The organism is Citrobacter sp. Igbk 14, assembly GCF_028069825.1.
Taxonomy (GTDB): domain Bacteria; phylum Pseudomonadota; class Gammaproteobacteria; order Enterobacterales; family Enterobacteriaceae; genus Citrobacter.
In genome coordinates this window covers 1-10,913 of sequence record NZ_JANEWM010000094.1, presented here as the reverse complement: position 1 = coordinate 10,913, position 10,913 = coordinate 1, and the positions used below count along the sequence as shown (strand labels likewise).

The following is a 10,913-nucleotide window of genomic DNA, read 5'->3' as shown; positions in this document are numbered from 1 at the left end:
CATATATATCGATTAAGCCTATCCTATTCATCATACAAATATAATAAACGTGCCCCGCAAGAGAAGGCGCTTGTGTTAGCGACCGCCAGTCTTTCTATCTAACGAATTGAATCAACACATGTTAAATTGCAAAATCACCCCAATTGCCTCCGGGTTGCTGACTTTTTCTTGTCTTGCTGCCCCCCTGTCGGCCCATGCTGATGACACCATTACCGTGACTGCCTCCGCGCCTGCTCAATCTTCGTTTCCCGAGCAGGAGCCTGCGGCGGCTGAAAAAAAGGCGACGATCGGTAGCCTGGGCCAGCGAGAGTTAATCGATGTTCCGTGGTCAGTACAAACACTGTCGAAAAAGGTGATTGATCAGCAACAAATCAAAGATGTTAAGGATGTTTATCGCTACATACCGTCCGTTCAGGGAGAGGGTGTTCGACCACAAACCCGTGGCATGCAAGGGAGCGTGGTGCAAAACCATATGATTGATGGGCTGAATGCCGTTTCCACCACCGAATATCCGACAGAGCAGTTCCAGAATATAGACGTACTGAGCGGTATTGCGGGTTCACTATACGGGCCAGCCAACCCGGCGGGGATGTTTAATCTGGTCTCGAAACGCCCTCTGGATACGCCACTGCATCGGGTTACCGTAGGGCAAGGTACAGGGTCAGGAACGCTGGCATCAATGGATTTCAGCGGGCCTGTCGACGAGGGAGACAGAGTGAAGTACCGCCTCAACCTGATGAATGATGAAGGGCACAGTTACACCACCGATAGTCATGTTCGGCGGCAGTACGCGGGGTTGGGCCTGGATTTTCAGTTGACCGAGAAAACCGTGCTGGAGAGTAATTTCAGCTATTACCATTATTACGAAAAAGGCATGCCGGGCAGCTTTGCGCTGGCAAAAGGTGTGCAGTTTCCTTCGGCATTCGATCCGACTAACAGTAAATATGGTCAGTCGTATGCAGGTCATGATGATGAAACGACCACCGCGGACATGCACATCAAGCATGATTTTGACGGTAACTGGATGCTGGATCTGGGGGCCTTGCACCAGGTGGCTGACCGCGAATCGACGGCGGTAACCAATACCCTGACGGATAATCGGGGTCACTACACCACCACGACCTCGAATTCAGCGGCCAGTCGCTTTACGATCAACAGCTATTTAGCGAACCTGACCGGCAGCATTGATTCCGGCTGGTTGACGCAGGATATCGCGACCGGAATGCGCGGATTTGTATGGAAAAACTATAACCCGAGAAATGGGGGAACCTTTACGCTGGGGCATTCTTCACTTGATCAACATCCCGACTATCCACGCCCGCCTTATCCTGACTTTACTAATCGCTATCATTCGGCGACCACTACGCAGCATGCATTTCTGTTAAGCGATACGCTGCATTTCACTCCGCAATGGAGTTTGTTGCTGTCAGGTAGCGAAAACCTGTTTACCGTCAGCAACTATAACAAATCCGGTCATGAAACCAGTCGCCAAAAGGATAACGGCATGAGCGGCTCCACCAGCCTGATGTATAAACCGGTTGAGAACGTCACGCTGTACACCACCTGGGCTGACAGTTTGCAGCAGGGGGATACCGCACCGGCCGGGGCCAGCAACGCAGGACACGTACTGGATCCGTATCGCAGCCATCAGGTGGAGGTGGGGGCAAAATATGCGCCCGTCAAAGATCTGCTGCTCACCGCTGCACTATTTGAAGCAAAACGTCCCTTTGCTTATACCAACGACAACGGTGAATTTGCTCAGAACGGTACGCAGAAAAACCGCGGGCTGGAACTGATGGCTGATGGGCATATCACGGAAAATTTACGGGTGTTAGGGGGAGCCGCCTGGTTGGACCCCATGCTGCACAACACTGCCGCCAGTAATGCAGATGGTAAGCAGGTTGTCGGCTTGCCACGCTTTACCTCGAATGTGCTGGCAGTCTATAGCATTGAACAGGTTCAGGGACTGGATGTGGATGCCAACGTGCATTACGTCGGACGTCGGGCTACCGATAACGCGAATGATACCTGGGTAGGCAGTTATACCACGGTGGATATTGGTAGCCGTTATGCCACCAGACTGTGGAACACACCCACGACTTTCCGGTTTGATATCACTAACCTGACTGACCGCCGCTACTGGACCAACATTGTCCCCGGCGCGTTGACGGGTTATACGGGGGCCGGGGCGGCCAGCGCGCAACTTGGCGCCCCACGTCAGGCGCAGATTTCTGTTCAGGTTGATTTTTAAGGATTGCTGATGAAAACGTGCCACACATGGCTGCTCTGTGTGTGGCTGGCGTTTCCCGCCCTGGCCACGCGTCAGGTTGTGGATGATGCCGGTCACACTGTCACCGTCCCCACACAGGTTCAACGTATTGCGGATAGCTGGTTTGCCCATCACTCGGTGCTGATGACGCTGGGGGCGGGACGTCAGATTGTCGCCACCGTCAACCACCCACAGAGCCAGCCGTGGATGTTCAAAATAAACCCATCGCTTAATCAGGCCTTACAAATTCACGGGACGTCATTCAATAGCGAGGCCCTGCTGGCTCTGCATACCGACGTACTGTTTGTCGCAAAGGGCAAGGGGGATGCGCAGAGCTACAACCAGGCGGGTATCCCGACGCTGGAAATGGCATTTACTGATTATCCGTCGATGGAAAAGTCGGTCACGACCACGGCGGACGTGTTGGGTACGGACCAGGCGCGCGCCAGGGCGGTGGCATATAATCAATTTTTAACCCACACGATTGCGGATGTTCGCGCTAAAACGGCGACGTTAGCGGAAAATCAGCGCCCGCGGGTTCTGCACATTCAGTCGCTAAACCCGCTGAAAGTCGACGGTAGAAACACGTTGATTGATACCTGGATTGCGCTCTCTGGTGGGCGGAACGTCGCCGGGGAAGTGGACGGTAACATGAAAGAAGTCTCACCCGAGCGGGTGCTGTATTGGCAGCCGGAGGTGATTATTCTCGGGGCGGGATGTGGCGATATTGCCAGTTCACCTTATGCCGCGTTGTTCAAAGAACTTAACGCGGTGAAACAGGGCAAAGTCTGGCGCAATCCGGCGGGCGTCTTCCCCTGGGATCGCTATGGAACCGAAAGTGCGTTGCAGTTGCTGTGGGCCGCGTCAAAGCTGCATCCAACACTGTTTAGCGGTCTGGACATGGTTAACGTAACCCGCGATTTTTACCGCCAGTTTTTTGATTATTCGCTTAGCGAGGCGCAGGCGATGCGGATTTTAGCCGGCCTACCCCCACAGGGGTAAAGCGGGAAGCGCGGACGGGCAAATGCAGGCCAGTTCAGGGTTACACGCTGTATTTGCCGCGACGAACCGCGTGGCGGTATACCGTGCCTGGCGATAATGGGTTGCCAGCTATCACGTTATATAATTTAATGCATATCGAATTTTTCCCAGTCCAGATGGTATCTATGTTAACGCTTCGCTCTTTTGTGCTGGTTTGCGCCAGCATGTTTTTTGCCTTTTCCGCGCAGGCGGATCGCACTATCACCGATCAACTTGGGCGTCAGGTTACGATCCCTGACCATGTCGATAAGGTGGTTGTGCTGCAACACCAGACGCTGAATATTCTGGTGCAACTGGATGCTGCGCAGGATATTGTCGGCGTGATGTCGAGCTGGAAAAAACAGCTTGGGCCTGAGTTTGCCCGGTTTATGCCGACAATAACTACGCTGCCTACGCCTGGCGATCTCACCAGCGTGAATATCGAAAGTCTGCTGGCAATTCATCCGCAGGTAGTGTTTGTCGCCAACTATGCGCCCGCCGAGATGATCCAGCAGATTCAGAATGCCGGTATCCCGGTGGTGGCTATCTCGTTACGTCAGGATATTGCCGGGCAACAGAATAAAATGAACCCGACGATGGCTGATGAAGAGCAGGTCTACAACGACGGTTTAAAGCAGGGGATCCGCCTGATTGCGGATGTGGTAGGGCGTAAAACGCAGGCGGAAACGCTGATCAATTACGTCTTTACGGCGCGAGCAAAATTCAATGCACCAGTTGCAGCCATACCGGAAGCGCAAAAGGTTCGCATTTATATGGCTAACCCTGACCTTATGACCTACGGTTCCGGGAAATACACCGGCCTGATGATGCAACATGCGGGAGGGTTAAATGTGGCGGCGGCCAGCGTGAAAGGCGCACGTCAGGTGGCGCTTGAGCAGGTGCTGGCGTGGAACCCGCAGGTGATTTTTGTTCAGGACCGATATCCGCAGGTGGTCACTGAGATCCAAAACGATCCTAACTGGCAGGGCATTGATGCGGTGAAAAATCATCGCGTCTGGTTGATGCCTGAATATGCCAAAGCCTGGGGCTATCCAATGCCGGAAGCGTTGGCGATAGGTGAGCTGTGGATGGCTAAAAAACTATACCCGGATGCCTATAAGAATGTCGACGTGGATGCGCAGGCGCAGGATTACTACCAACGTTTTTATCGTGTGAACTGGCAGTCTGATGCTGCTAAGTAAACGGGGTTTCCCCCTGCAATCATTACTGATAGCAGGGGTGTTGGTGCTGGGGGTCAGTTCGCTGTGTCTCGGACAATATCCGCTGTCACTACGTGACGTGTTTTATCAACTCAGCCATTTTGGCGATGCACAGGGTATTGCCAGTCAGGTGATATGGACGGTCAGACTACCGCGTATTCTGATGGCGTTGCTGGCGGGTGGTGCGCTGGGATTGTGTGGTGCTACCTTGCAAGGGGTGTTTCACAACCCATTGGTCGACCCGCACATCATAGGCGTAACCTCGGGGGCGGCCTTCGGCGGGACGCTGGCCATTCTGCTGGGCCTTGAGCCGTGGCTGATGATGGGGTCAACCTTCTTCTTCGGTCTGGCGGCGCTCATTCTGGTGTATGCCATTGCGGCCTTACAGGGGCTGGAAAATACGCTGGTGCTGATCTTGTCTGGCATCATTTTAAGTGGTTTTTTTGCCGCGTTGGTGAGCCTGATTCAATACCAGGCCGATACGGAAGAAACCTTGCCGAACATCGTATTCTGGCTGCTGGGCAGTTTTGCCACGGCTAACTGGCATAAAGTCCTGCTGCTGGCGATCCCGGTATCCATTGCGGCGACGATGTTGTACCAGTTGCGCTGGCGGATAAATCTGTTATCGCTCAATGATAAAGATGCTAAGGCGCTGGGCGTGGCGGTGGTCCCGCTACGGCGTAGCGTACTGGTGTGCTGCGCGTTTTTAGTTGCCGCTCAGGTGGCGGTCAGCGGCAGCATTGCCTGGGTCGGGCTGGTTATTCCCCATCTTGCGCGGCTGCTGGTGGGGGTTGATCACCGTCGCTTGCTCCCGTGTGCATTCTGGATGGGGGGCGGTTTTATGATTGCGGTCGATGATATCGCCCGCACCCTGATGCATGCGGAAATACCGCTGGGGATCATCACCGCGTTGCTCGGCGCACCGCTGTTTGCCTTCTTGCTTATTCGTACCAGTCGTCGGGGGAAACAATGACATCTGTTGCGCTCAGTGTGAATCAGCTTAGCTATGGCTATCGCTCTCCATTGTTTGACCCCCTCACTTTTCAGTGTGAGCAAGGCCAGATCTGGGCGGTGCTTGGGCGAAACGGTCTGGGCAAGAGCACGCTGCTGGATACGCTTACGGGCACGCGACCCGCACTGGGCGGGAGTATTGACGTTCATGGGGGGATAGGCATTGTGGCCCAGCATTGCCATCTGCCGTTTCCCTATACGGTGAGCGATGTGGTGTTGATGGGGCGGGCGCAGCACGTAAAATTGTTTGCTCAGCCCAGCCGTCAGGATCAACAACGGGCGGAGCAGGCGCTGGAACAGCTAAACATTGCGCATCTCGCCGCCACATCGTTTAGCTCACTTTCTGGTGGTCAGCAGCAACTGGTGATGATTGCCCGCGCTCTGGTTACGGAATGCCAGACGTTGTTGCTTGATGAGCCATGTTCAGCGCTGGATCTTGCTAATCAGCAGGTCGTGCTACAGCTCATCAGCGATTTGGCACACCGGCAGGGCTGTAGCGTGCTTTTCTCGACGCACGATCCGTTGCACGCCTTACAGATTGCAACCCATACGCTGCTGTTGCTTCCCGAGGGCAAATGGCTGGCAGGGCCGACAGACGACGTGGTGACAGAAGACAATCTGTTCCAGGCCTATGGCCTGCCATTGCGAAAATTTAGTGTGGAAAACTATCAGACTCCGTTTATTGCGCCGCTGTTTGCGATCCAGCGCTAACGGGCAAGAAACCGGCGGCGGTCAGCAACGCCTGACCGTCGTGGGCAAGCATAAATTTAACCAGTCTCATCACTTCCTCAGAAGCATCGAGCACCGCGAGTTGGTATTCACACAAGATGTTCTGTGCAGCAGGAATAGCAACGTAGCGAACATCGGACTGTGAACCGAGTGCTTTTGCATAATGCGCGTAACCAATAAACAGATCGGCCAACCCCTGGCGAAGAATCCAACTGCTTGCCAACTCACCAGGCGGGATGCTGAGCGTATCGCGGCCGCCAACCAGTGGCAGGGCGCGTGCACGAAGCTGTCGTCCAAGGCCCGGTTCCAGTGCATCCATGTTGTCGAATAATGCCCAGGTATAATCACCGGAAGGGTCGCAACCCGGTGTGGATGTGCCAATACGCAGTGCCGGGTCGCGCAGTAAATCCAGCCATTCACCGCGCCGGTTGGTGACCAGACCCAGTTGATTCCAGCACAGTGTATGCGTGGAAACGGCCTGGCGTGTGTCCAGTAGCCGTTGCGGATGTGCCCGATTTGCACTGGCGAACAGTGCACACGGTTCCCCGGCTTCAATACGCTCGCGTAGCAACCCTGCCGGGCCATAGCCAACGTTGACCTCAATGCCGCTAAGGCGGGTGAACTGATTGAGCAGTGGGGTAAATGCCAGTCGTAAACTTCCCGCAGCAAGGAGGGTGATTGAAGAGGGCATGAAATCTGATCTCTGGGCTATGGCGGTTAGGCGAAGAAGATGAATGATACGCTCTGTACAAGGGATTTTGAAGGCATCTGGTGACGCGATTCCGCTTGTATCATTTGGTGTCGTAGTCACATTCATCGGGGTATTTGATCCAGGGTGCGGTGGGATGCTGACGCTATCTTTTTTTGTTCTATGCTTTGACCGTAATGAAAAGATCCTGAACGGGAACGGAAGAGGGCATGCGTGCAGGGGGAAGACAAATGACAATCTTGTGTAAGACCTGCGGAACGTCGTATGACGATGCGCAAGGGGCGATAACGCATTGCAAAATCTGCGAAGATGAGCGCCAGTATGTTCCCGTTAGCGGGCAATCATGGATCGATCCAGCCGTGCTTCACGCGACGCATACGAATAAATGGCAGCAGCATGAGCATTTGCTACTGAGCATTCAGACTGTGCCACGGTTTGCCATTAACCAGCGGGCATTTTTGCTACGCACCCCACAGGGGAATGTGCTCTGGGATTGTATTGCGAATCTGGACCCGGCCACGCAGACGCTCGTCACCGCGCTGGGTGGGTTGAGCGCTATTGCTATTTCGCATCCTCACTACTACTCCACGATGCAGGATTGGGCGGCAGCATTCGATGCACCAATCTATCTGCATGCTGACGATCGCCAGTGGATTATGCGTGACAGTCCCTCTATTCGGCTGTGGGAAGGCGATGTGCATAAATTGCTCCCTACCGTGACGTTGTTACGCCTGGGCGGACATTTTGCGGGGGGGAGTATTATGCATATTGATGATGGAGAGGGGATAATACTCGCGGGCGATATTCTGCAGGTCACCCCCGGTGCGGATGCAGTGTCGTTTATGTGGAGCTACCCCAATATGCTGCCATTGTCGGCAAGCGCGGTTATCCACATTATGCACGCATTGCAGGATGTCAGATTCGACCGACTCTATGGTGCATTTGAAGGTCAGGATATTAAATTTAATGCCAGACAGATTGTGGAGCGATCGGTGCAGAAGTATCTTACTTGTCTGCGCAAAGAATAGGGTGAATTTCAGGAGAACGTTTGAAAATTTTCGAAGTAGAAAAGCACCAAATCAAAGGGATATGATTTGGTGCGTCCGAGTGGACTCGAACCACCGACCCCCACCATGTCAAGGTGGTGCTCTAACCAACTGAGCTACGGACGCAAATGGTGCGTTCAATTGGACTCGAACCAACGACCCCCACCATGTCAAGGTGGTGCTCTAACCAACTGAGCTATGAACGCAACGTTGTAGGTGACAACGGGGACGAATATTAGCGGCACAGACCGAATGAGGCAAGAGGGAATTAGCATTTTTCTGCATGTTTTCACGCGATTGCAGAGTAATTAAGCAAGTTGATTATATTTTGTTGATTTTGCAGCGTGTTTTTTATTCAGACAGCGAACTGGAGCAGGCAGGGTCGGATTGAATTACAGGGGCGCTCAGCCTTTAAGCGCGGTAAGGATAGTGGTTTCTATTTTCTCTGGGGTAGTGAAGGGGTAAAACGCTTGAGCGGCTTGCCGTCACGCCCGATCAGGAACGTAGTAAAATTTCACTTGATCCGCCCACCCAGCGCGGCGGATAATTCGTTTTCAGGTAACGAAATACCGAGTGCGTAGCGGCACCGTTGACTTCCACTTTCTCAAACATCGGGAAGCCCACACTGTACATTCCATCATTTATATTAACCAACCTGACGAGCGTTCCATTCGTCGCGCGTGATTTCCCAAAGTTCAGAATCCAGCAACCCGCTGACATACTCTTTTTTTTCCGTCTTGATAAGCCGCATGCCGCTACTGTCTGATATACGTTTGGAACGGATATTGAGAGATGCTTTCGGCGCACGCAATACCGTCTTATTTAACGTATTAAACCAGTAATCCGTAGCGACATTACTGGCCTCACGCATAAAACCCTGCCCCTGATATTCCGGATCTAACTGAGCAAGATAAGAGAATCAATGTGGGGAGGATTTTGAAAAAATATTAATAACCAGAACCCCAGCACAAATAAGAAGCATGCCTGCGATCGCTGGAAAATCAAGTTTTTGCCCACTGACCAACCAGCCCAAAAGGCTGATTAATACGATTCCAGCACCTGACCAAATTGCGTACGCAATACCCGTCGGAATGGTCGACAGAGTCTGGGAGAGAAGATAAAAGGCGGTGCAGTAGCACACAATAGTTGCTACAGATGGCCATAGGCGTGTGAATCCGTCAGAGAACTTCATCAGGGTTGTACCTATGACTTCAGCTACGATGGCCCCGGCAAGGAAAATGTATGAATTCAAAATCTGATCCTATGTGACAATCTAAAGCAAATATCGTAGCACAAAGGGGTGGGTGAGTTTGAACACAGCCCGAACGACTACTGAAACGTCCGTTTCATGGCATCTGGCGAAGCACTGCAAGGTCCGCTTTGAGCGGGAGCAGATATTCAATGGGGATATAAAATGTAGCTAGTAAAACCGTCAACAAGTAATCTGGCAACTCGTGAAACGTGCGCCATCAGTATTGCTGCTTTATCGCGTCTATAAATGTATAGGAGGGTTCAATGTCTTCAGCTTTTCAACATCGTTTCATTCTTACAGGTGGTCCAGGGTCAGGCAAAAGCACGATAATTGATACGATTAAAAAACGAGGGTTTTGGTGCTCTAAAGAAGCGGGAAGAGGCGTTATACAAGATCAGGTGAACATAGGTGGCAATGCATTACCGTGGGCCAACCAGACTGCATTTGCAGAGCTCATGCTATCCTGGGAAATGCGTTCGTGGCACGAAGCTGAAGGGCAAACACAACCATGCTTATTCGACCGTGGTGTTCCTGATGTTGTAGGTTATTTAAGCCTTTCTGAACTTACCATACCGAGGCATTTAGAAAATGCCATCGAGAAATTTCGCTATAACCGAACCGTATTTATTGCACCACCCTGGCGTGACATATATGTACAGGATACAGAGCGTAAACAATCTTTCGATATCGCCATAGCGACATATCAGGCAATGGTGAAAACATACCGTACGTATGATTATCAGTTGATTGAATTGCCATGTGTTTCTGTAGAGGATCGTGTGGATTTTATCCTTTCCAGGATAGTGCGTTGATAAAATATCAACTACGCGTAATGACGAATCACCATACCTGAATCTGTCGCATTCCAGTGAATATACAACTTCCGTTCCTGGCACGGAGTGGACTAACTAACGGATCTGAAGGTCCGCTGTGAGCGATCTGCGGACGTTTTAGACCTCAGAACCTAACGCCTTAATCTATCCCGCAGTATGCATCCTTTAAAGTGTGGGATTTCGTGTGCATAGCTACGTAACTGGTGAATGTTATTGGGCATTCGGGGATATTGCTGTCTTTAGGTCGATAGCAAGCATCTCTGCTCGCTGATTCAAAGCATCTAACATGAAATCTTTTTTATCTTTTACGGTAACTAGTGAATAGTACGGCTCACTATTCGTACAGGTTAAGCGTGATATTGTAAAGTCATCATGATGAGGTATTAATGCACGATAGTTTCCTTCAGAGATAAACATAAATCGAGCTTTAGGATGTTCGTTAAGCCACATATATTTATTCTTACAAAAGAAAGTGTCTCGTGTGTCATATTCCATGGCTAATCCGTAACCGAATTTGATGATGGAGAATGTCTGAACACTAAATGCAATATATGAAATGTAACCAATAAAAAATAATGGAGCAAAAACAGACATTGAATAGTTAATATCACAACAGGGTGTTGCCTTTACCTTTTTCACCTGTGGAATAATAAGGGTTAAATAAGGGGTGCACATAAAATAAATAGCATAGTAGAAGATAAATATAAAAAGCAAGGCCGTGACTGCTGTCATGAGTTTGTTAAATGTGGTGTCAAAAGGAATATCAAATGAGTTAGAGACTAGCGAGCGAGCAAGATAATATGAAATTAAAGTTACTATTACCC

9 protein-coding genes, 2 tRNA genes and 3 pseudogenes are annotated in these 10,913 nt (G+C 51.3%); 7 read left to right on the top strand and 7 right to left on the bottom strand.

All coding sequences use genetic code 11. The features are described from left to right. Positions 1-118: 118 nt before the first annotated feature. The 5 genes from NNN64_RS21800 to NNN64_RS21780 all read left to right on the top strand — a co-directional run bounded on the left by NNN64_RS21800 (position 119) and on the right by NNN64_RS21780 (position 6,231). Complete coding sequence (locus NNN64_RS21800; protein ID WP_271442740.1) at positions 119-2,251, top strand: TonB-dependent receptor; 2,133 nt, start codon at positions 119-121, stop codon at positions 2,249-2,251. A gap of 9 nt (positions 2,252-2,260) precedes the next feature. Next, positions 2,261-3,271 carry an ABC transporter substrate-binding protein gene (locus NNN64_RS21795; protein ID WP_271442739.1) on the top strand — a complete coding sequence of 337 codons (1,011 nt, stop codon included), beginning with the start codon at positions 2,261-2,263 and terminating at the stop codon, positions 3,269-3,271. Between the two features lie 164 nt (positions 3,272-3,435). Then, positions 3,436-4,491, top strand: coding sequence for an ABC transporter substrate-binding protein (locus NNN64_RS21790; protein ID WP_137383295.1), 1,056 nt, complete (start codon positions 3,436-3,438; stop codon positions 4,489-4,491). Further along, positions 4,478-5,482 carry a FecCD family ABC transporter permease gene (locus NNN64_RS21785; RefSeq protein WP_271442738.1) on the top strand — a complete coding sequence of 335 codons (1,005 nt, stop codon included), beginning with the start codon at positions 4,478-4,480 and terminating at the stop codon, positions 5,480-5,482. The genes NNN64_RS21790 and NNN64_RS21785 overlap by 14 nt, the downstream gene beginning before the upstream one ends. Further along, positions 5,479-6,231, top strand: a complete 753-nt coding sequence (locus tag NNN64_RS21780) for an ABC transporter ATP-binding protein (protein ID WP_271442737.1) — start codon at positions 5,479-5,481, stop codon at positions 6,229-6,231. Before NNN64_RS21785 ends, NNN64_RS21780 begins: the two co-directional genes overlap by 4 nt. On the opposite strand, the gene NNN64_RS21775 is transcribed toward NNN64_RS21780, so the two are convergent. Next, positions 6,200-6,940 carry a substrate-binding domain-containing protein gene (locus NNN64_RS21775; protein WP_271442736.1) on the bottom strand — a complete coding sequence of 247 codons (741 nt, stop codon included), beginning with the start codon at positions 6,938-6,940 and terminating at the stop codon, positions 6,200-6,202. The two genes, NNN64_RS21780 and NNN64_RS21775, sit on opposite strands and share 32 nt — an antisense overlap. 248 nt (positions 6,941-7,188) lie before the next feature. Between NNN64_RS21775 and NNN64_RS21770 the strand changes: the two genes are divergently transcribed. Then, positions 7,189-7,986 carry an MBL fold metallo-hydrolase gene (locus NNN64_RS21770; protein ID WP_271442735.1) on the top strand — a complete coding sequence of 266 codons (798 nt, stop codon included), beginning with the start codon at positions 7,189-7,191 and terminating at the stop codon, positions 7,984-7,986. Between the two features lie 67 nt (positions 7,987-8,053). Here NNN64_RS21770 and NNN64_RS21765 read toward each other — a convergent pair. The 5 genes and pseudogenes from NNN64_RS21765 to NNN64_RS21745 form a co-directional block, all read right to left on the bottom strand. Continuing rightward, positions 8,054-8,130: transfer RNA gene (locus tag NNN64_RS21765), tRNA-Val, on the bottom strand. Between the two features lie 3 nt (positions 8,131-8,133). Further along, positions 8,134-8,210: transfer RNA gene (locus tag NNN64_RS21760), tRNA-Val, on the bottom strand. A gap of 198 nt (positions 8,211-8,408) precedes the next feature. Beyond that, a pseudogene (locus NNN64_RS21755) lies at positions 8,409-8,634 on the bottom strand (glutathione peroxidase); the annotation flags it as partial. 16 nt (positions 8,635-8,650) lie between these two features. Further along, positions 8,651-8,905: pseudogene (locus tag NNN64_RS21750) on the bottom strand (GNAT family N-acetyltransferase); the annotation flags it as partial. A gap of 18 nt (positions 8,906-8,923) precedes the next feature. Continuing rightward, positions 8,924-9,256: an EmrE family multidrug efflux SMR transporter gene (locus NNN64_RS21745; protein WP_063941528.1), complete on the bottom strand. Its 333-nt coding sequence runs from the start codon at positions 9,254-9,256 to the stop codon at positions 8,924-8,926. A 263-nt stretch (positions 9,257-9,519) separates the two neighbouring features. Between NNN64_RS21745 and NNN64_RS21740 the strand changes: the two genes are divergently transcribed. Continuing rightward, complete coding sequence (locus NNN64_RS21740; RefSeq protein ID WP_202038756.1) at positions 9,520-10,068, top strand: AAA family ATPase; 549 nt, start codon at positions 9,520-9,522, stop codon at positions 10,066-10,068. 231 nt (positions 10,069-10,299) lie between these two features. On the opposite strand, the pseudogene NNN64_RS21735 reads toward NNN64_RS21740, so the two are convergent. Beyond that, positions 10,300-10,913: pseudogene (locus NNN64_RS21735) on the bottom strand (hypothetical protein); the annotation flags it as partial.

Bases quoted from the DNA above. Each gene is read 5' to 3' on its own strand.
- NNN64_RS21800 (WP_271442740.1), top strand. From the start codon at position 119: ATGTTAAATTGCAAAATCACCCCAATTGCCTCCGGGTTGCTGACTTTT.
- NNN64_RS21795 (WP_271442739.1), top strand. From the start codon at position 2,261: ATGAAAACGTGCCACACATGGCTGCTCTGTGTGTGGCTGGCGTTTCCC.
- NNN64_RS21790 (WP_137383295.1), top strand. From the start codon at position 3,436: ATGTTAACGCTTCGCTCTTTTGTGCTGGTTTGCGCCAGCATGTTTTTT.
- NNN64_RS21785 (WP_271442738.1), top strand. From the start codon at position 4,478: ATGCTGCTAAGTAAACGGGGTTTCCCCCTGCAATCATTACTGATAGCA.
- NNN64_RS21780 (WP_271442737.1), top strand. From the start codon at position 5,479: ATGACATCTGTTGCGCTCAGTGTGAATCAGCTTAGCTATGGCTATCGC.
- NNN64_RS21775 (WP_271442736.1), bottom strand. From the start codon at position 6,940: ATGCCCTCTTCAATCACCCTCCTTGCTGCGGGAAGTTTACGACTGGCA.
- NNN64_RS21770 (WP_271442735.1), top strand. From the start codon at position 7,189: ATGACAATCTTGTGTAAGACCTGCGGAACGTCGTATGACGATGCGCAA.
- NNN64_RS21740 (WP_202038756.1), top strand. From the start codon at position 9,520: ATGTCTTCAGCTTTTCAACATCGTTTCATTCTTACAGGTGGTCCAGGG.